The organism is Streptomyces sp. AC558_RSS880, assembly GCF_019049255.1.
GTDB lineage: Bacteria > Actinomycetota > Actinomycetes > Streptomycetales > Streptomycetaceae > Streptomyces.
This window is the reverse complement of the sequence record NZ_JAGMUJ010000161.1, coordinates 586,543-611,651: the sequence shown is the minus strand read 5'-3', so window position 1 is coordinate 611,651 and position 25,109 is coordinate 586,543. Positions and strand designations below refer to the sequence as shown.

The 25,109-nt window shown below is 74.0% G+C and carries 2 protein-coding genes; both read left to right on the top strand.

Annotated elements, in window-relative coordinates; translation table 11 throughout:
* The first annotated feature begins 2 nt into the window (after positions 1 to 2).
* Complete coding sequence (locus tag KUM38_RS38735) at positions 3 to 350, top strand: hypothetical protein (RefSeq protein ID WP_217136825.1); 348 nt, start codon at positions 3 to 5, stop codon at positions 348 to 350.
* Positions 351 to 25,109, top strand: a complete 24,759-nt coding sequence (locus KUM38_RS38730; RefSeq protein WP_217136824.1) for a lonely Cys domain-containing protein — start codon at positions 351 to 353, stop codon at positions 25,107 to 25,109.

The window sequence follows — 25,109 nt, the reverse complement described above, 5'->3', positions numbered from 1 at the left end:
CCATGGCCGGCAACTACTCCGCCGACATCCAGGCGATCCTGCAGGGTTCCAGGCACCTCGCCGACGCCGTGCGCTACGGCGACGAGATGCTGCCCCGGTTCGAGACCGGCAACGCCCAGTACGCGGGCTGGTGGGGCGAGGAGGGCGGCGACGACGAGTTCGCCAACGCGGTCGGCGAGCAGGTCCGGCGCGAACAGCAGCAGGTGACGGACACGGTCCTCGCCATCACCAGTGGGTTCATGGCGCTGGTCGACGCGGTCGCCGCGGAGGCCGACCACGTGCAGCGGCCGCAGACCCAGGCGGTGGAGGACATCGAGGCGCACGGCTCGGAGAGCGAGACCAGGCGCTGAATGGCCATCATGTTCCCGCCCGCCCTGCGGGAGTTCATCGAGGTCTGGGTGGGCGCGAACGTCGCCACCGGCAACGAGGACCTGGGCTTCGACAGCCGTAACCCCTACAAGCGGCTGGCCGACGACGTCAGGGACCTGTCCGACGCGATGAAGGGAGCGATCTCCACCGCCGGGAACTCGCTCCCGCCGCGGATCGCCGACGAGTTCGTCGCCGCGATGAAGCTCTTCGTCGACGACAACGGCCAGAACCACCTGCAGAAGTTCTCCGACGAACTCCGGGAGCTCGGCTCCCGGCAGATCGACCGCTCCATCAAGCTGTCCGAGGCGAAGTACCAGATCCTCCTCGAGTTCATCCTGATGAACATCGAGCTGGCCCTGATCGCCGCGCTGGCCGTCTTCACCGGCGGTACGTCCCTCACCGAGATCGCCATCCAGAAGGCGCGCACCGCGCTCACCATCCTGCTGCTCCTCCAGCGGCTGGGACACGCCATCCCCACCCCGCTGTCGGTGCTGCTGGAGGCGATCCAGGAGGCGTTCGTCTCCTTCGCCTCGCAGCTGATCTCCATGACCGCGCCGGACGACCCGGAGCGCCGACGCGACAAGTTCGACTGGACGGACATCGGCCAGTCGGCGGTCGCCGGCGCGTTCGCGGGACTCTTCGGGGGCATCTTCGGTGAGGTCGGCGGAAAGTTCATCAACAAGTACTTCAAGAACAACAACTTCTGGAAGGAAACCTCCGAGCTCCCGTTCAGCTTCATCAACGAGGGGCAGGCGGAAACCTTTGCGGAGGCGTTCACCAGCCTCATCTTCCTGGGCACGTTCACGCTCAACCCCGCCACGTTCGTCAGCGCGGGCCTCAGCGGCCTCCTCTTCGAAGCGGCCTCCAGCGGCGCGGAGTACGGCGGGAAGTGGCTGAACAACAAGTTCTTCCAGAACCTCGACTTCGGCCCCGACGACATCAACGACCTGCCGGGCGGCGGAAATCGGTACGAGAACGAAAGCACCGGCCGGTACGAGTACGAGAACCGGTACGACACCACGTACGACGACGGAAGCACGTACCAGGACCTCTACGACGACACCTACAGCGACACCTACAGCGACACCTACAGCGACACCTACAGCGCCCCGTACACGAACAGCGGCACGTACCGGAACACCTACGACGACACGTACAGCGACGACTCCGACTCCTACGTCAGCGACACCAGCGACAGCGCGTCGGTCTTCAGCGACACCAGTGACATCAGCGACATCAGCGACAACGCGTCGATCTTCAGCGACACCAGCGACGTCTCGTCCGTCTCGTCCGTCTCCTCCCTCTCGTCCCTCCCGGACCACGACACGGTTCACGGCGTCGGCACCGACGTCAACGCGTACGGACTCCCGGGGACGACGGGCGCGGCCAAGCCGTCGTCCTACACCCCTCCGTCGCACGCGTACGACGACGCCTACCGGGACTCCCTCGTGGACGACCCGGACACCGACACCGTCTTCTCCACCCTCAACCCGTCGGTGACGAGGACCCCGGGGACCGACTGGTCCGCCGACACGGACAACACCCTGCCGGTCGACAGGCCCGCCACCGTCGGCTCCGCCGCCCCGGAACCGCTCCCGACCCGGACGGGCGGCGGCAGCAGCGGCTTCACACCGGACGAGACCGAGCGACAGCGGTCGACGGACGACGGCACGACCCGGTTCACCCCCGAGGAGCGGCAACAGCAACAGCAGGACCCACAGGCGCCCCTCGCGACCCCCACCGCACCCACCCCGTCGGCCACCACGCCCCCGGGCCAGGCCTCGCCGAACGCCACCCCGGCCACCCCGCAGCCACGGCCCCAGACCGCACCGCCCGGCGACCCGGCGGTCACCGCCGAACCGCCGGCCTCGGACGCGGACGCGGACACGGCCGCCCCGGACGACGTCCGTACCCCCGCGCCCGAGGAGTCCGAGCGGTCCCAGCCGTCCTCCCCGGTGCCGAAGGCAGCCGAGACCCGGACCACGTCCGACGTCCCGCAGCCCTACCGGCCCGTGCGGACCGAGTCCGAGGAGCTGCCGGTCACCACCGGCTCCACGGCGGAGCCCGCCCCGGTCGTCTCCCGCGAGGTGCCGCCCGCCCAACCCGTCACCGTCGACGAGACGCCGCTCAGCTCCCGGGCGCCGGCCGAGGTCCCGACCGGGGAATCCTCCGATCCGGGTTCCCCGGACTCGGTCGACATGATCCTGGACTGGGAGGACGACCAGGACGCGTCCGAGGACGAGTTCGCGTCCGAGCCCGAACCGGACCCGGCCACCGAGGCGCTGTACGACCGGCTGCTGACGGACGTGTTCGGCCCCGGCATCGCGGCGAACCCCGTCCACCCCGCCCTCCGCGACACCCTCGCGCACCTCGACCAGCTCCGGCAGTCCGTTCCCGCGCTCCGCGACGGCCCGCTCGACCTGGACGCCCTGACCCGCCAGGTGCTGCTCCTGGACACCGCCCATCCGGTGACCCACGCGCAGCGCAGCGAGCTGTTCCGGGTGGCGATGGACCCGGCGGTGGAGTCGGCGGGCAGCCTGGCCGCCCTGGCCGCCTTCCACCTGGAACTCCGCGGCGTACTGTCCCCCACCCAGGCGCTGACCGCCGACGACGGCGGCGTCTGGGGCCGCAACTGGACGAACGCCACGATCCCCGACCTCGACCTCACCGAGGTGGGGAAGGTGGTCCGGCAGCCCGACGGCACCCTGGGCCGCGGCGATGTGGAGCCCGCGCCCTGGCACCGGCCCGGCGAGCCGAAGCCGTACGTCGTCATGGCGGAGGGCGACCACCGGCGGATCGTCGTACGCGGCTACGACGGCGCCCCGCGCCAGGTGCCGATCGACGTGTTCGCCGAACTGCTGGCCCGCGACCCCCGGCTGGCCGGGCTGCCCCCGGACACCACCGTGGTGCTGCTCGTCCCCGACGCCGGGGCCCGCGGCCTGGACCTGCCGCGCCAGGCGGCGGACCGGGTCGGCCGGGAGGTCTGGTCGGCCAACGGCACCGTGAAGGTGTCCCCGCAGCGCGACCCGTCGCAGCCGCACGTCGTCTCCCTGCTGTTCGGGGAGGGGCTGCCGCGCGCCGACTGGATCCGCAGCACCCCCGGCCAGGTGCTCGACCCGGCGGAGCGCGAGAACGCGCCGGAGTGGGAGCGCGAGGTGCTGTCGCACAGCGTCGTCGGCGACGGGGGCGTGACCATCGGCAGAGGCGTGTTCGAGGGTTCCGAGGCCCCGCGCCGGATCGCGGCGCTGAAGCTCGCGACGGAGTCGTCGGAGCTGTGGCACTACAACCCGGTCACCAAGGACGCGGTCAAGGACGACGAGCCGGTCCCGTTCGCCGGCAAGCCGGTGTACGTCTTCAGCGCCCACGCCCGGCCGGGCGCGACCCGGGTGCCGACCACGACGGACCCGAGGCACCACACCCACCAGCGGGAGACCGGCGGGATGCTCAGGCGGCGTCCGAGCCTGGCGCGGCTCCCCCAGGACCACGCCGTGCTGATGGAGGCGTGCTCGAGCGCCAAGCCGCCGGGTGTGGTCCGCACCCGCAGGGGCATCGACGACACCTTCGTCCCCGACCCGCTGGCGGTCGTCAGCGAGAGCCAGCACGTCGCCAACGAGACCGGCCGCACGGCGTACGGCGGCACCCACATGGTCAGCTTCGCGACGCTGCCGGACGGGACGTTCGTCCACCGCCTCTACACGGACTCGCGGGGGCGGCGCGGCCAGTGGGTGGAGCACCGGCCGGAACCCACCGGCGCCCTGCTCGACGACCGCGCCCGCGCCGCGGGCCTGCACACGGACCCCGAGCGGCCGGTCACGGACGCCACCCGCGAACGGACCCTGCGGCTGGTCCGTGCGCTGCGGCTGGCCTTCGGCGCGGCGATCGAGGACGACAGCCGGTACGGCGAACTCCTCGCCGGGATCGGTGCGCTGGAGACCATGCGGGCGGCCGACCCGGCCCTGCGCGACCTCGGCCCGTTCTCCATGGACCTGTTCGAACGCGCGGCCCACGCGAGCCGGCCGGGCGACCAGGGCCCCGACGCCTACCGCGACCTGCTCGTCCGGGCCACCGACACCCTGCGCGGGCAGCCGGGCACCGTACTCTCTGACGTCGTCGCCCTGCCCCACGTCACCGCCGCCGCACGGCGTCTCGGCGGTCTCCCGGACCAGGACCTGGACACCGAGGCCGCCCGCGTCCTGCGGCTCCCCGACGGCCCGGCGGCCGTCGGGGACGCCGAGCGGGCCCGGCTGTTCTGGGCGACGGTGAAGGCCCTGGAGTGGGAGAGCCGGGTCCCCGACCCGGACGCCCTCACCGGCAGGATCCTGCACCTGGACCGGCCCGACCCGGCCCGGCGGCCCGAGCTGCTCGACCTGGTCGCCCAGGCGGCGGCCGTCGGCGTCGACGTGGACAACCCGACCGAACTGGGCGCGTTCCACCTGGAGACCCTGGGTGCCCTCGCGCCGCAGACCCAGCTGCTCGACCTCAACGGCGTGCCGACCGGGCGACGCTGGTCCCCGTCCCCGCCGAACGCGGCCACGACCACGCTCACCGACCGTGTCGTCGTCGCCGCCCCGCAGCAGGGCGGCGGCTACCGGGCCGTGGGCCAGGAACGCCCGCCGTGGAGCGCCCCCGGCGGATCACCGGCCTACCTGGTGTGGGCGGGCGGCGGCCGGGACCACCTCCTCATGACCCTGCCCGGCGGCTTCCGCGCCCGGGTCCCCTACGACGAGGTCGCCGAGCTGCTGGCCCGCGACCCGGTGCTCAACACCCGCCCGCAGGACACCACGGACGTCGTCCTGGCCGTCCCGAAGGCGGCCCCGGCGGCCGCCACCGGACCGGCCGGCGGCGGCACCCCGGACACCGATCCGCGGGCCGTCGTCAGCGCCGGGACCGGCCGTACCGTATGGGCCTCGCAGGGCAGCGTGAGCCTGGCCCCGACCGGGCCGTCACGGCCGTACGTCCCCTCCCTGCTGCCCAGCGCGCCGGGGCGTCCCGCGGCGGCCGACTGGGCGGCCGTCCGGCCCGGCGACCTCGCCGCGCCCGGCACCGGCGACACCGGAGTGGACGACGTCACCTTCGCGGACCGCCACGGGACCGAAACCCCGCCCGAGCCGCCCGCCGCTCTCGCCGACCTCCTCGATCCCGGACCGGTCGGGGGCCTCGACACGCCGTTGCCGAACCTGGACGGCGTGCTGGACGGCTTCGACACCCCGTTGTCGGACCGCCGGGACGACGGCGTGGACGGGGACCGGGCGGAGGAGCCGACCCCGGAGGAAGCCCGGTACCGGGAACTGCTGGCGGACATCTACGGTCCCGCCGTCACGTCGAACCCCCTGTACCCGGACTTCCGCGAAGGGCTCGCGCGCCTCGACCGGCTCCGCCGGAACGACCCCCTGCTGGAGTCCGGCCCGCTCGACCTGGACGCCGTGGCCCGCCGGGTCCTGCTCCTGGACTACGCCGATCCGGTGACCGACGTGCAGCGCAGCCGGCTGCTGGGGCTGGCCACGGCACAGACGGCGCAGCCGGTGGGCAGCCTGGCCGCCCTCGCCGCGCTCCACCTCCACCGCCAGGGCGTGCTGTCACCCACCCACGCCATGACCACCGGCCTCGACGGGCGCCCCCGCGGCCGCGACTGGACCCGGGGCAGGGGCGGCACCGACGACCTGGACCTCACCCGTACGGGAAGGACCGGACCCCGCACCGACGGCACCCTGCCACGGGACGAGGTGGAGCCCGCGCCCTGGCACCGGCCCGGCGGCCCGGAACCCTACGTCGTGCGGGCGGACGGCAACCGTGACCATGTCGTCGTGCGCGGCCACGACGGCGCCCCGCGCGAGGTGCCGTACGAGGTGTTCGCCGAACTGCTCACCCTCGACGCCGAGTTGAGCGGACTCCCGGCGGACGTGCCGGTGCTGCTGCTCGTCTCCGACGCCGGCGGAGGAGGCCTGGAACTGCCGCGCCGGGCGGCGGACCGGACCGGCAGGGACGTCTGGTCGGCCAACGGGGACGTGGACGTCGCCGAAGGCCCGGACAAGAACGCCTCCCACCCGTACGTCGTGCCGCTGCGGAGCGGCCGGGGCAGTGACCGCACCGACTGGATCCGCAGCTCTCCCGGCCTGCTGCCCGACCCCGCGGAGCCCGCCCACGCCCCCTTCTGGGAACAGGACCTGCAGTCCCACACCATCGTCACCGACCAGGGGCCGATCGGCAGGGCCGTGTTCGAGGACGGCGAACGCGTGCGACTGCTGCCTGGGATCCGGCACTCGGCGACGGCGACCGAGCTCTACCACGTCAACCGGCAGGACGGGACGTGGGCCAAGGACGACCGGCCCGTCCCGTTCGCCGGCAAGCCGGTGTACGTCTTCGCCGCGCACGGCTCTCCCGGCGAGACGGCGCTGCCGACCCGGTCCAACCCCCGCCACCGGAAGCGGGAGCGGGCGACGGGCGGCATGCTCAGGCGCCGCCCGAGCCTGGCGCGGCTCCCCAAGGACCACGCCGTCGTGCTGCAGGAGTGCTTCTCCGCGACACCGCCGGGCCTCACCCGCAGGCGCAAGCTGGTCACGGACACGTTCGTCCCCGACCCGCTGTCCGACGTCAGCCAGAGCCAGCACGCGGCCAACGAGACCGGCCGGACCGTCTACGGCGCGACCCAGGAGGTCGGCTTCAGATACGGGAAGGACGGCCGGGTCGCCCACTACATCCTCACGGATTCGCGGGGCCGGCGCGGCCAGTGGGTGGAGCACCGGCCGGAACCCGCCGACGCCGCGCTCGACGACCGCGCCCGCGCGGCGGGCCTGCACACCGACCCGGTGGGGCCGGCTTCGGAGGAGGTCCGCGAGCGGACGCTGCGGCTGGTGCGCGCGCTGCGGCTGACGTTCGGGGTGGCGATCGAGGACGACGGCCACTACGGCGAACTCCTCGCGGGGATCGGTGCGCTGGAGTCCCTGCGTGCCGCCGACCCGGTGCTGCGCGACACCGTGCCGTTCTCCATGGACCTGTTCGAGCGCGCGGCCCGCGAGATCCGCGCGACGGAACACGGCGAGGTGGACGGCGAGCCGGGACCCGACGCCTACCGGGACCTGCTGGCCAGGGCCGCCGACGCCGTGCGCCTGAACCCCGGCGCCGTGCTCACCGACTTCGTGACCCTGCCGCACGTGACCACCGTGGCCGAGGGGCTGGACGGTCTCACGGACGAGGACGTGAACGCCGAGGTCGCCCACGTCCTGGGGCTGGACCCGGACCGGGCGGTCATCGGGGCGCCCGAGCGGGCCCGGTTCTTCTGGGCGACCGTGAGGACCCTGGAGTGGGAGAGCAGGACCCCCGACTCGGGCGCCCTCACCGGCAGGGTGCTGCACCTGGACCGGCCGGACCCGTCCCGGCTGTCCGACCTCCTGGACCTGGTGGCGCGCGCGGCGGCCGTCGGCGTCGACGTGGACGACCCGGTCGCGTTGGGCGCGTTCCACCTGGAGACCCTGGGCGCCCTCGCGCCGGACACCCTGCTGCTCGACGACTCGGACGCCCCGGCCGGCCGGAGCTGGGCGCAGGGTCCACCGAGTGCGGCGGTGGACGTCGGCACCGCCCTCGTCATGGCGGCGACACCGGACGGCGGCCACCGTCCGCTGCGCCGGGCGAAGATGCCGTGGACCACCGACACCACCAAGCCCGCCCCGTTCCTGGTGCGGGGCGAGGCCGGGCCGGACCACCTCACCATGGAGCTGCCCGGCGGATTCCGCGCCAAGGTCCCCTACGAGGAGATCGCCGAACTGCTCGCGGTGGACCCGGCGCTGAACGAGTTTCCGCGCACGGCCGACATCGTCCTCGCCTCCACGACCCCCACCCCGACCCCGACGGATCCGCAGGTCACCGACCGGCGAGCCCTCGTCGGCGCCGGGACCGGCCGTGGTGTGTGGACCTCACCGGGGCCCGTGGACCTGCTCGCACAGAGCGACCCGTCGCTGCCGCACGTCCTCTCCCTGCTGCCCATGGCGGACGGCCGTCGTCAGCAGGCCGACGACTGGTCGGCCGCCCGGCCGGCCTCCGCGTCCCCGGCGGACGCCCACCTGTCACCCACCACGGCCACGGCCACGACCGGGAACGAAACCGTCACTCCTCCCGGCCCGCCCCCGCCCCCGGCACCGGACCCGACGACGGCCCTCGTCACGCCGACCACCGAGCCGGACCCGACGACGGCCCTCGTCACCCTGACCACCCAGCCGAACCCGACGTCGGCCCTCGTCACCCTGATCACCGAGCCGGACCCGACGTCTCCGGACGCCCCGCGCCTCGACCCCGCCATGGCGGCCCCGCCGAGGCGCCGCACCCCGGCCCGGTTCCAGGACGGCCGGCGGATGCCCGCGTACGTCGACGACCTCCGGTCGCTGCTGCCGTCCGACCTGACCGCCGCAGAGATCGAACAACTCCTCGCCAATCCGAGCACGTTCGGTCAGAGCACGGTCCTTCTGCGCGGCACCGAACAGGCCCTGGACGCCATCGACCGCGAACTGGAGCGCAGGCCGGACGCCCGGCCCGCGGACCACACACAGCTGCTGGACGACATCCGGCAGACGCTCCGGGACAAGCCGAAGACGCTGGCGGACGGCGAGGGGCGCCCCTTCCCGTACGTCAACGCGGACGGGAAGGCGCGCGTCCTGTGGGTCAGAGCGCGTCACCACGGCAACTGGGCCCCGTTCGACGACGGCATCGGTGACTCGACGAAGATCGACAGCATGCACCGGGCGGCCGCGACCTTCGGGCTGACCAAGAACATGCAGGCCAACTCCCAGTACGGCCTCGGCGGGCCGATCGGCCCGGCGGGCGCCGCGGCGTTCGGCGGCTTCGGCCGGCTCGCCCTGCGGTTCGGCTTCATCAACAAGGTCGGCTACACCCTGACCGACCAGCGCATGAACCAGATGGAGACCCGGACACTGGACAAGTCGGGGGCGTTCCTGGACGACATCCACTACGAGATCCGCGTCACCGACCCCGCCGGACGGGTCGTCACGGGCATCGACCCCGAGCCCGGCACCGCCCCCGATCCCAAGACCGACCGGGCCGTGCCCGCCCGGTTCTCCTTCGGCGTCCGCAAGGGCCTCCTGGTCCGCCTGCCCGACAGCGTCACCAGGATCCCGGAGCCGGGCCGGATCCCCCGCTCCATCGACCTGGACCGCAACTCCCAGTACCGCTTCGTCCGTATCGAGGGGTTCGGCCCCGTCGCGGCGATCCGCGACTGGGCGGCCCGGCAGATCGGAGCCCTCCCCGGCAGCTCCGCCTACACCGAGCTGGACATCTTCTTCTCCGGCGACAGCTTCCAGCGGCACGGCGGCACGATGGCGCGCGGCCGCATCACCACCCCGCCGCTGTTCGCCGACGACAAGAAGAAGTCACCGCTGGGCGTCTTCGTCGTGGAGGAGCTGATCCCGCGGACGGCGATCCTCGTCGGCGAGACCGACCAGGCCGAGATGCGGGACATCAACACCACGACGGTCCGCAGCGAGCGCAGCCGGGCCCAGGGCAGGAGCCTGCTGCTGCAGGCCGTCGCCGGACCCGCCTTCAACTTCTACGACCCCGGCACGGCCCCCTTCGACCTGCGGCTCCAGTTCGGGCCGACCGCCCAGTACTCGTACGCGAACACCTGGTCGGTCGGACTCGGCGCGGCCGGCACCCTCAAGTCGGCCGGACAGGTGAAGGGCCCCAAGACCGCCCTCTACCTGGTCGTGAAGTCGGTGCGGGTGCGGCGGGCCGGTGACAACGCGCCGCCGACGCGCTTCCTCACCTGGAGCCTGGACCGGATGACCAGCTCCGAGGCACGGCGGCTGGCCGGATGGGACGACGGGACCACACTCGCCCTGCGCAACGGCGCCGCACCGCCGTTCGTCCCGGCCTATCTGACCGTGGACCGCCCGCGCACCCTGGGCATGCACCGGGTGAAGGAGTTCACCTTCGACGACGGTCTGCGCACCCGGGTCACCCCGGACGCGGCGGACGGCGTCGGCCGCACCCTGCTGGACGCGTTCGCCGACGGCGTCGTCGACGCCGTCTCGCATCTGAACCAGGACCTGGTGGTGCCCCTCGACCAGCTGCTGCCGCCGAACCTGCCGAAGGGCTGGCGCACCCGCTTCAACGACCTGCTCAAGCGCAAGCCCGACCAGGTGCTCCAGGCGGCCCAGAGCCTGCCCATGCCGCCCCGGTGGACCGATCCCGTCAAGTACCGGATCGCGCTCCAGAACACCCTGCAGATCCTCGGTGTGCTGTCCCAGCAGAACGTCACCGCGAACCTGGAGGCGCTCACCACGGTCGGCCTGCCGGTCAGGCTCACGGACCCCGACTCCGTCGGGACGATCTACTACACCCTCCGCGTGCACGGGTCCCTGACCGGGCGCCGCTACGAGGGCAAGGACGTCGACGAGGGAATGCGCTTCAGCGCCCAGGGCGTCGACCGGATCGACGGCCAGACGAGCGTGAAACGAGGCGTGGACCTGGGCTTCGAGGGCACGTTCTCGGGCCGTGACAACAACGTCGACGAGATGGCGGGCCTGCCCCGGAACACGCTCGGGCTGACCCTCGGCGCCCGCCAGGGCTGGCAGCGGGAGTCGGAGACCGCCTTCGGCTCGACGGTCACCAACGAGCCGATGTCGGTGACCAACCAGCCCACCCACCTGTACCGCTACGACCTCGCCCTCATCGCGAGCCTGAGCGGCTACTGGCGGCCCCGCGGCCTGATCCGCGGTCTCGGCCTCGGGCTGCCGGGACTGCTGGTGCTGGACGAGCCGGTCAACGTGCTCTTCGGCCGGACGCCGCGGGGCCACCTGCGGGGCGGTGGCCCGATGACCGGACAGGTGCTCATCGGTATCCCCGTACAGCACACGCCCGACGCGGACCCGTACGCGGACGGGGCGCTCAACCCGTACCTGTCCGACGAGCCCGCACCCACGTCCATGACCACCGAGCGGGCCCTCGCACTGGCGAAGGGCGACCTCGTCCTGCCCGCGGGACCCGGCCCGCAGCAGCCCGCCGGACGGCTCGCCGACCGCGGGACACCGCAGTTCAAGGAGTTCCGGCAGCACCCGTTCGTCATCGTGAACGTGGTGCTGTCACCCACGCTGACCGCGGAGGTGGACCGGGTCCTGCGGACGGCGTCGGGCAGCGCCTGGCAGCTGGTGAAGGAGGGCGCCCCCACCCGGGACGCCATCGTCCGCACCTTCACCCCCCAGTACCTGACGTCGAGCTTCGACCAGAGTTCGGGGCCGCTGGGCCTGGTGGGCAGCGGCCTGCTGGGCAAGGGGCCGTACGGCGAGCTGTGGGGAACCTTCCGGTACACCACGACGGTCGGGAACCTGCGCGCCCTCACCCCGCCGATGTCCATGGACACCGAGATGACGCTCGGCGGCACCCGCCAGGCGGCCGGAAAGATCAGCAACAGCACCAGCTTCGTCTTCGGCGGCCAGCTGATCTACTCCGTCGCACAGAATCCGGGACACGGGCTCATGGGCGCGTACGGAATCGTCGCCAATCCCGTGTCGAGGACCGGCACGCACAGTCTCAGCGTCGTCCGCACCGTCGTCGCGGACATGAACCGCAAGGGCTTCACCCACCAGGTGCTCGTGGCCGGCGATGTGCAGCACTGGTTCGCGCTGCTCTCCAGCCGGCTGGGCACCGGCCGCGTCGGAACGGCCGCGGCGGGCAGCGCCCTCGTGCCGCGTTCCCTCGCCGGGGCCGCGGGGACCGCGCTGACCAGCCCGGGCGGTCTGCTGGGACATCTGCCGGAGAAGAGCGCCCACCGGATGGGGCTGATCGACGACGGGCTGGGCGACGTCCCCCGCTACACCGGCCAGGTCTGGACACCGCAGCCCTGGATGCGCGGCGCCGCCTTCGGCACGTACGCGGTGAACGCGCTGGACCCCACGGACGTGCTGCTCGCGTTCGACAAGCGGATCGGGAAACTGGGACTCGACGACGAGAGCCGGGAGCGGATCCGGCAGCTGGTGACGGGCCGTGCCACCCGGGCGCTCAAGGGGGAGATGACGACCACCGGCCCGTCGACCCTGGTCAAGGCCGGCGGCTGGGGCTGGGACAGCGTCCGGATCGGCAGCCGGCGGGTGCGGGCACGCGTCGAACTGATCCCCGGGACGCCCGTGTTCGACGGACTCGACCACAGCGCCGAACTGGAGGAGAACCGGCGGGCGATCGAGACCGCCCAGCAGAGCTCCGAGTTCTCGGCCGGCGCGGACCTGGGCTTCCTGACCAGCCAGCTGGTGTACACCGGCAACCCCCAGGTCGCGGCCGCCGGACCCACGTACACCGAGGGCGGCTCGAACCGGAAGACGGTCGCGTCGAGTCACACGGTCACCACCGTCACCATCTACCGGGCGGCGTCCACCGAACCGCACGCGGAGGTCGTCACCCCGTACCGGATGCGTATCACCCTGGAGGCCGATGACACCCCCCACACCGGCGCGCCGGCCGACCCGGACCTGGAGGAGGCGGAGTCCACGGCCCTCGACCGCTTCCGGGGCCGGCTGAGCATCGTCGAGGAGGACGACGTCGGCGAGCTGCGCGAGCACGTGCCGCTCAGCCTGATGGAGCCGACGCCGTCACCGACGGGGGCGGACGGGACCGGTACCTCCGGGACCGGCCGGCTGCTGCCCGCGCCCGACCCGGCGGCCGACCCCGCCCTGGCCGGTCCGCCCCGCCCGGTGCCGCTCTCCGGGGTGGAGGAGAGACTGACGGTCCGGGACGGGGACGGTGTCACGCGGCCGTTCACCTTCCCCGAGAACGGCATGCACCCCCGCGGGATCATCGGCATCGAGAACATCCGCATGGCCGGCGACCTCCTCCTCACCAAGGCGTACGACGTCGGCTTCTCCCTCCGGGCCCTGGAGGCCGAGAACGGTCCCGACGCCTCCGCCCTCACCGACCTCCTGCGCCGGACCAGGGAGACCGGACTGACCCGCCTCGGCACCGGCTCGGCGCAGGCGTTGGAGGACGGCACCAGCTCCACGGCGGTCACGGCGTTCTTCCCGCGCACCACCGAACCGGACGGCTACCAGGTGGCGGGGCTGACCGAGAAGTCCCTCGTGGGCACCGACACCGGACGGCTGACGCTGCGCTCGGCGCCCGACTTCAGCCGCGCGCTGCTGCTGACGGTCGCCGACGGCAAGAAGCTGGAGGTGCTCAGACGGTACGGGGACAACGCCGGCACGTCGTCGTCCGTCGAGCACAGCCAGTCCTCGAGCTTCGGCGGCGCCTTCCTGTACGACTCGCCCAACAACGCGGGCCTCAACCAGATCGGCGCCTTCGGCCCCGGCCCCAACGACCTCGACGGTGACGTCATGCCGGTCGGGGACGACCACCTGACCTCCCGCAACCTCAAGCCCAAGACGGGCCGGTCCTTCCTGTTCGCCGTCCCGGCCACCTGGATCGGCGTCGGCGACGTGCACCGCAGCATCGTGGACTCCAGGCTCGCGAACCGGATCCGGGGCGGGACCTTCGCCAAGGCCCGGTCGGGTCCACAGGCGATGGAGTCCGAGGCGTACGTCGTCACCTGGATCCGGGAGGACGTCGCCCGCGAGCTGCGGATCATCACCGACGCGAACTTCCCCGAGCGCGTCGCGAAGGCGTGGGACGCGGTCGAGAGCGCGAGCAAGGCGTGGGTCGACGCGGACAAGGCCTACTGGAAGAAGCGGCGGGCCTCCGGCGGGCTGCGCGCGGACCTCGACGCCGCGCAGGCCTCCCTCGACGAGGCCGCCGGGGTCGCCCGCGCGGCGGCACGCCCGGTCGACCTCGCCCGGACGGGCGTCGAGGACGCGGACAGGGCCCTGGCCCAGGCCGAGGCCGACGCCCGCCGGGACCACGGCATCGCGGACGCGAACGTGGCCGCCGCGCGGGCCGAGGTCGACGCCTTCGCCGACGACGAGTACGGCGCCGCACCCGAGCACGACGGCTGGGCGGAGCTCCTGCGGGACGAACAGGACGCCGCTCTGGCCCGCCTGGCCGACGCGGAAGAGGCCGCCGGGAAACTGCGGAAGGCGGCCGATCTGCGGCTGGAGACCGCGCGCACCGAGAAGGCGTTGGCCGACGGGCGGCTCGACGCGGCCCTGCTGTCCGCGCGAGCTCCCGGCCGGGCCCTCGACGAGGCCACCGCCCGCCGGGACACGGCACGCGACGCCTTCGACACCCGGCGCGCCGAGCTGGACGCACTCAGGGACACGGCGGAGAAGGCCGCGGCGGAATACCACCGGGTACGGGCCGGGGCGGACCAGCTCACCCGCTGGCACCGGCTCGCGGCCACCGCGGAGGGCCGGGAGGAGCTGGACGGTCTCGCCGAGCCGCCCGCGGTGACCTATCAGGCTCCGCCCAGGGAACCCGTGGCCAAGCCCCCGGCCCCGCCCCGCTACACCAGGACCGGTACGGCACCGGACACCGTCCTCACGTCACCCACGAACGAGACGTACACGCTCCAGGACGTGCCGAGGGACGGTGACGCCTTCTTCCGCGCGCTCGCCCTCGGCCTCGAACGCGCCGCCCCGGGACTGCTGGCCGCGCAGGGCATCGACCCCGCCGATCCACGGGCGATGTCCGACCTGCGCAGGAGGATGGCCTCCTGGCTCACCGACCACGCCGACGAGGACCTGCTGGCCGCCGTCGCCCCCGACCACACCGACGCCTTCAGCGCGGAGGAGATCGCCGCGGCGGGCCTGGACCTCGGAACGGACACCCCCGCACGCCGGGAGTTCGACGGCCTCGGCGGTCTGATGCCGCACTCCGTCGACCTGACGCCCGAGGTACGGGCCGAACTGGCGATCACCCAGCTCCTCCGCCGGGGCGACGCCCCGTCCGAGGCCGGCTGGAACCACGCCGCGTCCGACCTGCTCCCCCTGCTCGCCGCACGGACCTTCGGCGTGCGCGTCACGGTGGTCGGGAGCGACGGCGCCTTCCAGGACTTCACCCCCGAGGACCCGGCGGGCGCCGGCAACCTCCAGGCACTCGTCGGCACCTCCGCCCACTCCGGCGCACACGTGGTCCTGAGCCTCGACGACCGCCACTACCAACTGGCCCTGCCGACCGCCCCGACCCTGCCGATGGGCACGCAACTCCCGGCGCCGAAGGGGACGGAGCCGCTGCCGAAGGGCGCGGAGTCGCAGCCGAAGGGCACGCAACTCCCGGCGCCGAAGGGCACGGAGCCCCAGCCGAAGGGCGCGGAGTCGCAGTCGTCGAAGGGCGCGCAACCGCAGCCGAAGGGCACGCAACTCCCGGCGCCGAAGGCGAAGACCGGGCAGCCTGAGTCCCAGCTGCCGAACGTTCCGCCCCAGGGGGGCGAGAAGAAGGGATCCGAGCCGGAGAGCGACAGCGGCCGGGCGAGGGGCCGCCGGGTGCCGGTGCCCGGCACGGGCGAGTGCCTCCTGTACTCCTTCATGGCCGGCGACCCCGTGCACATCCGCAGCCGTCTGGGCGGCCTCGCCGCCACCGACCGCGCCGCGTACGACTGGCTGGGGAACCCCGACGCGGTACGCGGCGAACTGCGCCGGCAGGCCGGGTCCGGCACCGGGGCCGGCCCTTCCCGGACCGCGCTCCGCGCCATGCGGTCCCACGTGGAGGACTACGTGGGCCGCAGCGGGGGGCGGCTGCACCCGCAGATCGTCGGCCAGTTCCGGCAGACGGTCGCCGACGAGTTCGCGACACGCGTCCGGGGAATGAACCGGGCCGGGATGCTGGCCCTCCTCGCCCACCACGGCGTCCGGCACGTCCCCGTACCCGAGGCCCTCGACCCCGCCGACCTGCTGACCCGGTACGTCGATGCCCGCATGGCGTCGCGCCCCGCCGACCCGGAGATCTCCCCGGAGAGCGCCAGGGCCGTACTGGAGGCGGAGGCCGAGGACCTGAGCCCGCGCCAGATGTTCGAGCACCTCGAGCGGCACGGCCTGCTGCCGGCGCCCGACGACCTCGACGACCGCGCACTGGCCCGCCTGCTCGGTACCGCCTACACGCAGAGCACCGCGCCGCTGGACGACACGGAACTGCTCAGGCTCATGGACGCCGTCGTCAACTGGGAACACCGCTGGGGGACACCCGAGGGAGAGATCTTCCTGCCCCTTCTCGCGCACGCGTTCGACCTGAGGGTCGACGTGGTGCAGTCGCTCCCGTCGGGTCCCCGGCGGGTCAGCGGCGCCGGGCCCGACAACGCCACGCGGCAGACGGAGGTCTACTACAACGGCGTCAACCACTACGACGGCAGCGACGCCGCGGCCCGCGACCGGTTCGGCGACTCGGTCCTCCCGAAGCGCGTCAAGGACGAGGAACGCGACCAGGACGGCGACGTACGGCTCAACCCCCTGTGGGTGCCGTTGGACGAGGTCGACCCGGACCTGCTGATCACCGGCAACCGCGACACCGTATGGCTGTACACGGTCACCGATGACGGGCGGGTGATCCTGGGCACGGAGGACCTGAGCGGGATCATCACGCCGGAGCAGTTCGACGCGCTGCTGGCGGGAATGCGGGAGAAGGACCCCGACCTGACGGCGGATTCACTGCGCAAGGCGCTGGACGGGCTGGGCCACACCGGCATCGCCGCCGGTCACGTCGCCGCCGGCGAGGAGAACGCCGGCCGGACGCTGCCGGGGCGCAGCCGGGTGTCCGGCGAGTTCCGCTGGAGCGCGGAGCTGCGTTCCTGGGTGGTGAACGACAAGTCGGGCCGCTACATGAGCGAGACGGTCCGCCCGGGTCTGGACGCGGCGGAGGCCGCCGACTGGCTGACCAACGTGGCGGCCCTGTTCAGCGCCCGGCTGGGCGTCGTGGTCCGGACCGACCAGGTGAAGACCGCCGCGACCGTCCCCCCGCCTCCGCCTCCACCGGCGCCCGCGCCCCCGCCTCCGCCGTCGGCGCCCACCGCCACCGCGGCCGACCGCGGTGCTCCGGCCCCCTCGGCCACGCCGGCCACGCCGTCCGGTGACGACACCGGCAAGCTGGACGTCGCCCGCCGGGTCGGTGCCGTGCTGCACGGCCTCGGCCACCCGGTGGTGCTGTCCGGAGCCGCCCGCGGCCGGGTGCAGTTCGGCGGGCCCCGGCCCCTGGGCACCGTGGAGTTCCAGCTGCCCGCGGCCGCCCTGCCCGCCGTCGCCGGGACACGCGCGGCGCTGGAGCGGGAGCTGCCCGGGGCGTCGGTGCGGGTCCGGTCCGGCACGGGCGGCGGCCGGGTGCTCGACCTGTCGGTGAACGGCGTCGACATCACGGTCACGGCGGTGGACCGGCCGGCCTCCGGCACGGTCACGGCCGACGGTTTCACCGTGCCCACGCCCGCGGACTCCCTGGCCGACGCCGCCCTCGCCCTGGCCACCGGGACCGACCCGGAGCTGCGCGGACGCGACCTCCTCGACCTGCTGTGGGCGCTGCACCGCACCCCCGCCGACGGCCCCCGTACGGTCACGCCGGCCCTCGCGCGCGAGGACGCCTACCGTTCCACGCGGCCCGCCGGCGCCGCCCCCTCCCTCGCCGTACGGCTCAGCGAACTGCTCGACTCCGCCGCCCGGGACCCCGACGCCCTCGCCCGCCACGAGGAGACCTGGAGCGCCCTCGGCGTCACCGACGCCGACCTGCCCGCGCTGCGCGCCGAGCTGACCGCGCTCGCCGACGGGCTGCGGATCCGCCCGGAGGTGACCGCGGACCCGGTCCGGGCGCTCGCCGCACGGCTGCCCGGCCTGTCCGCCGCCGACCGTGACGCGGCGCTGGCGGCGCTGCCGCCCGCGGACCGCGAGCGGCTCGCCGCCGATCCCGCGCTGGTGGACGCCCTGCGCGCCGGACTCGATCCGGCCGAGTTCGCCTCGGTCGCGGCGCGCCTCATGACGCAGGTGCCCGACGGGGTCGAGCAGCCCGTCTCCGCCGGTGACCGGGCCCGTGCCCAGATCGCCCGGATGCTGCGGGACCCCGACGTCGCGGCCCGGTTGCTCAAGGGCGGCTCACGGGTCGTGGTGATGCCCAGGGGCGAGGCCCTGACCTCCCTGGACGCCTTCCGCTTCCTGCGGGGCGCCGTCACCGGCGACGGCCGCCCCTGGGACGACGTCCGCGGCGTCGGCACACGCACCGCGGCCGTCACCGAGGAGAACCTGCTCGGCGAACGCACCACCGTCGGCACCGGCAAGTCCGCCTATCCCGACGGCTACTCGACCACCCTGCACGAATTCGCCCACACCATCCACCTGCACGGTCTGAACCCCATCGACCGGCAGCGCATCACCAACACCTTCCGCACCACCACCCGGGCCGGCGAGGCGGGCAACTGGCCCGACGGCCCCCTTTACAGCCACGACGCCGACGGCCGCCGCAGCGCCCCCAACTACAGCAGCCGCAACGAGCTCGAGTTCTTCGCCCAGCTCACCAACGTCTACCTCATGGCCAACGGCGGCGACGACCCCTACACCGGGCTGCCCCGCAACAACGCGGGACCGGAGTGGGTGCGCACCCGCCAGCCCGCCCTGTACCCCCTGCTGCGCCGCTTGTACGGCGAGGGCCCCCGGCCGGAGCCCCGCCACCCGCGCAGCGTCGAACCGGCCCGCCCCCGCGGGTCGCGTCCCGCGGACGTCAACCCCGTCGAGGCCACCGACATCGAGAACGAGGCGCTGGCCCGCGCCCGTGCGCTGTGGGACGTCGCCGAGGGCGCCCCGGGTGACGGCGGCGACTCCTACGTGGCCGTCCGCGCCCTGTGGGACGGCACCACCGGCGCACACACGCCGCAGCCGCACACGCCCGCGCCGTTGCCGCCGCCGCACCCCACCCCGGTGCCGGCGGTGGGGTCCGCCGCCGCACCGCCGCCCACCGACGGCGCGGTCCAGCAGCGGCTCCAGGAACTGTGGGCGCTCGTCGACGCCACCTTCGGCTCCCAGCCGCTCCCGCAGGAGCTGCGCACCGGGCTGTTCAACTCCCTGCGTGTGATCGAAGCGGCGCGCGCCGGGCACCCCCGCTTCGGCGCCGCCCTGGACCTGGACGGCATCACCCGGACGCTGTTGCACCTGGCACCGGACGAACCGGTGGACGCGGCCCGGCACTACGACGCTTTCACCCTCGCGAGCAGCGCCCACCGCCGGGGCCGTGGCGGCAGCCTGGACGCCATCGCCGCCTACGGGCTGACCCGGCAGGGCTACCCGCAGCAGTCCGTGCTCAGCGGGGACGACAACGTGCCGTACGGCAGGAACTGGGCCGGACGTCCCGGCATCCGCCTGCACATGGACGTGGTCGCCGATCCCCGGGGCGTCCACCCCTCCCCCTGGGGGCCCGCCGCCTACGCGGTGCTGGCCGAACGGAACGCCGGGGGAATGCTGCTGGCGGACGGAAGACCGGTGTCGGACGAGGAGTTCGCCGAACTGGTGCTGCACGACCCGGGGCGGCGGCCGGACGTGCCCGTGGTGGTCCTGATCGCGGACGAGGACGGCCGCAACGAGGCCCTCGCACGGGTGATCGCCGACCGCACCGGCACCCGTGCCTGGTTCACCTACGGCGACCTGCGGCTGGAAACGGCTCCGTCCGGCCGCCGGGTGCCGGTCCTGGCCGTGCCCGCCTCCGGGAGCGATCCGGCGGGGGCCTGGATCCCCGCCGATCCGGGACTGGTCCCGGACGACCCGGCGGCCACCGTCAGGGCCGCGAACGGCACCGTCTTCCCGGACGCCGACATCCACTCGTATCCGCTGGTCACGGTCGACGGGCAGACACTGACCGGGCGGGCGTTCCTCGACGCGCACGACATGGCGATGCGGGAGGAGGCCCTGCGGGTGGTGTCCGCCATCCAGCACTACACCAACGTCATGGAAGGGCTGCCCGGTGTGTACGCCGGGAAGCAGAGCGGCGCCCTGCCCCTGCCGCGCGGCCTGGCCGACTCCTACGTCGCCGTCGGCCACGGCGACAGCGGACGCACCACCGTGCCCCGCCGCAGCACCGGCGCCAACCAGGCGGTCCACCCCCGGCAGCTGGGCCGGATGCTGGCGCGGCGCAAGAGCATGCAGGCGCTGTCCCCCGACAAACCGGTGTGGCTGCTGATCTGCGAGCTGTCCATGACGCGCGCCGACCAGGACCTGCTCGCCCATCCCTCCTCCGCCCAGTACGTCGCCAACGAGACCCGCCGCACCGTCTTCACCGTGGACCGGCAGATCTCGCCGAGCGAGGCCGAGGGCGGCCTGCCGCCGCACCTGGTCGTGTACGACGACCCCGACAACCCCGTGGGCCACATCGAGGAGTTCCGTCCCGAGCCCGGAGCCGACGCCCTCGACGCGCTCGCCGACCTGGGCGGACTGCCCGACGGGCTGCCGGGGCGCACCGACCGCGCCCTGCACTGGGTACGGGCCCTGCGGCAGACCCACGGCGTGCACATCGACTCCGACCCGGCCCGCGAGGCGGAGTTCCACGAGCTGATCGAGGGCTTCGGCGCCCTCGAGAGGCTGCGGTTCCAGGCGGCCGGCAACACCGACCCCGGTCTGCTCACCTGGGGCGGGCTCCGGCACGTCGTCGGCCAGTACGCCACCCGGCAGGGCTGGGACCGGTCGCTGACCGCCGGCTCCCTGGCACACCTGCTGCACGCCGCGCACACCGGCCGGCTGCGGCCCTCCGACGCCGCGGACCCCACCGCCCCCGCCGCGCCGCCGGCCGCCACCGTCCCCCCGGCCCCGACGGACACGGTGTCACTGTCGGGCACCGACCCCGACAACGACCCCGACCCCGACCTCGATGTCGACCTCGACGACGACGAGGCCGAGAGCATGGCGGTGCCGGACGACGCCGGACCCGCCGAGCCCGCCCCGGCGCCGCCCTCCTCCCGGTCCCGGGTCGCCTTCGAGTACCGCCACCGGGACATCACCGATCCGGACCAGCGCCGCCGACTCGCCGACCTGGCCGAGCAGATCGTGCTGTCCGGCCTGCGGGACCTCAGGGCAGGTCTCCGGCTCCCCACGATCACGGTCACCGGTTACAGCAACGGCCCGCGCTTCGCGCTGTCCGGTGACGCCGTCGAGCACGCCGGGACGGTCGGCCGGCAACGGGCGGACGCCGTGCGCGACCTCCTCCTCGAAGAGATCCGGCGTCAGCTGGAGCTCAACGAACAGGCCGTGCGCGACGTCGCGGAAGTACGCGGCGGCACGGTCCGGGCCGAGGACTTCACGGTCATCACGGAGAGCGGCGGCCGGGACATCAGCGCCGTCGGCCCGATCGACGGCGCCACCGGGCGGGCGGCACGGCGACAGGCGGTCGTCACGGTCGACCGTTCCCCCCTGTCGGAGGCCGCCGACCGGCTGGCGGAACTGAGCCCGGAGGACTTCGGCCGGCCGGACTACTTCACCGGCCCGGACCGGCTCGCCGGGAACCTCCTGCACCTCGACGACAACCCCGGGGACGACCCCGACTCGGACGACGACTCGGACAGCGACTCGGACAGTGATGCGGACGGCGAGTCCACGGACTCCGCTCCCGCCCCGGTGCGCTTCGACGTCGACGACCTGTCGCACCGCGTACGCCGGCTGTACGAGCTGACGGCCGAGGCGATGGCCGCCGGCCGGGCGACCAGCACGGTGTCGCTGACCGCGTACCACCTCGGCCGGCAGGGCCTGCTGTCCGACGCCACCCGCCTGACCGCACCCGACGGCACCCCGCTGGGCCGGAACTGGACGGGCCGGCCCGCCCGGGACGTGGACGTCTCCTCGTACGACGTGGTGGACGGCGACGACCGGAGGCCCCAGCCGTCGCCGTGGACACGCCGGCCCGGCGCTCCCCTCCCGTACGTGATCGGGACGAAGGACGGCGACCACACCAAGGTCCGGCTGGTCCTGCCGGACGGCAGCAAGCGGTGGCGGCTGTCGCCGGAGGAGTTCGCCGAACTGCTGGCGCAGGACGAGGAACTGGCGGGCCGTGAGGACACCGCCGAGGTGGTGCTCGTCTCGCCGAACGCCGGCTCCATGGGACTGGACCTGCCGCGCAGGGCCGCGGCCCGGACCCGCAGGACGCTGTGGTCGCACAGCGGCGAGGCCGCCCTGAAGCCGCACCCCGACACCGGCCGGCACCGCGTCGAGGTGACCGACGACCGGTCCCTCGGCGACGAGTCGATGGGCGAGTCGGCGGGTGAGTCGATGGGTGAGCCGATGGGCGAGTGGATCGCCAGCGACCCCGACGACCTGGGTCCGGACGAGGGACGGCCGGAACCCGGGGAAGGCGTCCTGCACACGATCGACGGGAGGACCCTCCGGGACGCGGACGTCAAGTCGGTCACCCTCACCGACGAGGGCCGGCCCGTCGGCCGCGCGGTGGTCAACGACGCCGACCTGCTCCGGCGCGAGCCGTGGCTCCAGGATCTGGTCCGGTCGACGGAGTGGTCCGTCTACGACCCGGTCACCGGTGAGCCGATCGGGAATCCCCGGCCGGTGCCGTGGAAGGGCCGCAAGCCCTACTTCTTCCTGGTCCACGGCCTGCCGGGGCAGACCCTCATGGTCGAGCGCATGTTCCAGAACAACGTTCCGGTCCGGGGCACGGAAACCGGCGGCTACCTCCGGCGGCGCCCCAGCGTGAGCCGGCTGGACCAGGACACCCCCATCGTGTTCCTGTCCTGCTGGGGGAGCGGACCGGAGGGGCACACCGCCGCCGCCCTGAAGCGGAGCCGCCCGTTCGTCCCCGACCCGCTCGCCGTCTCGTCGGCGGCCCAGGACGTCTCCAACGCGACACGGCGCGACGTCTACGCCCCGGACAGGGAGCACTTGAGCCGTTACGCGAAGGGAAAGCTGTACGACCACGGCATCGGCACCACCCCGGCGAACGACCCGGTGGACATGGTGAGGCTGCGCCCCGAACCGACCCCGGACGAACTCGACGCCCTGGCCGCGCAGGCCGGTCTGGAGACCTCCCCGGACTTCACCCCGGCCATGGCCCGGGACACGGCACTGCGACTGGTCCGCGCCCTGCGGGCCACGTTCGGCGTCGACGTGGAGAAGGACAAGGACGACCCGGCCGGCACATACCGTCACCTGCTGCGCGGCATCGGCGCCCTGGAGGTCATGCGCCGCGGGGACGGGAACCTGCGGGAGTACGGGGAACTGACGCTCGACCTGCTCGACCGGGTCACCCGCGCGCACCACGGCCTGACGACCGCCCCCGGCACCCGGCCCGTGCCGCCGGACCCCGACGCCGTACGGACGATGCTCGACGCCGCGTCGGCGCGCCTGTCCACCGACCCGGAGTCCGCACTGCCCGACTTCGTCCCCCTGCCCTCCGTGGACCGGGCCCGCGAACTGATCGGCCGCCACGATCCGGACCGGTGGACCCGCCAGGTGCTGGGACTGCGCCCGTCGGCGCACGTCACCGCGACCGACCGGCAGAACGCGCTGTGGGCCACGGTCCAGGCCGTGGAGAGCGTGGAGAACCATCCCGACCCCGACGCCCTGACGACGAAGGCACTCCACCTGCCCACCGGCGCGGACCCGCGGGACGAGGCCCTGCGGACGGACCTCCTCCGGACGGCGGCCACGGCGGCGGCCCTCGGCCGCGACGCCTACGACCCCGTCGCGCTCGCCGCGTACGACCTCGAACGCAACGGCGCGCTGGACGACCGCACCCTCATCACCTCCGTGAACGGGACGAAGGCCGGCCGCAGTTGGACGGGGAGGCCCGCCCCGAGCCGCATGTGGGCGGACCGCTACGTGATCTCACCCGACGGCGGCCTGGGCAACAGCCGCGGCGCCCTGGCGCCCTGGTACCGGAAGGGCGCCCGAAAGAGCGACCACCCCGGCGGATACGTACTGGACATGAGCGGCACCACCCCGGGACAGGTCGACATGCCCTGGCCGGACGGCACCACCCGCCCGGTGCCCTACGAGGAGATCGCCGAACTGCTCTCCCACGACCCCGTCCTGGCGCAGCTGGACCGGGACGTCACGGTCGTCCCCGTCGGAGCGGGGACGGGGGACGCCGGCCTGGCCGAGGCGATCGCCGCCCGGACGGGGGCCGCCCGGACGGTGTGGCTGCCGACGCGGCCCCTCCGGCTCCTCGACCGGCGGCCGGCGGTGAACGAGAGCCTCCTCGTGCTGACCTCACCCCAGGACGACACGGGAGCCCACTGGTCGGAGACCCGTCCACCCGAACCCGAGCCCGAGCCCGCGCCCGAACCCGCGGCCCAGCCCTCCGGCCCCACCCCAGACGTCATCACGGCCGGCGACGACACCCCGCTCCAGGCGCCGCCGCCCGAGGAGGCCCGGCGCCAGTGGATCGCCGGCCGGGTGAGCGCGGAGGACCTGCCCGGCACCCCGCCGGGGTTCACCGGCGCCGAGCTCGTCACCCTGGCCGAACTGAGGGACGCGGGCATCGAGATCACCCCCGGAATGGACGTCGAGGCGCAACTCGGCGGAGGCGTACGGGGCAGCGGACTGGCACCGCTCGACCAGGTGCGGCTGCTGCTGGCCCGCCCCGGCCCGTGGCCGGACGCCCTCGACGCCGTCGCGGCCGCGGTGTCGCGCCGGATCTGGCGCTCGGCGTTCACGGCCTTCGAGACCGCGAACCCGGCCCCGAACGCCGTCCAGGCGTGGGACACCGCCCTCGGGCTGCTCCTGCCGGGCGACGCGGACTCCGTGCTCGCGGACTGGCGGTACGCCGCGGAGGCGTACCGCGACGCGGTGCGCCGGCTCGCCGAGCTGCTGGCGGCGGAAGGGACGGACCCCCGGACGGTCGCGCGCCTCGCCGCCCGGTTCCGGGAGATCCTCGGACCGGTGGACGAGTGGAGCGACGAATGA

What these genes read in the sequence shown, in the direction of transcription:
- KUM38_RS38730 (WP_217136824.1), top strand. Translation starts at nt 351, where the DNA reads ATGGCCATCATGTTCCCGCCCGCCCTGCGGGAGTTCATCGAGGTCTGG.
- KUM38_RS38735 (WP_217136825.1), top strand. Translation starts at nt 3, where the DNA reads ATGGCCGGCAACTACTCCGCCGACATCCAGGCGATCCTGCAGGGTTCC.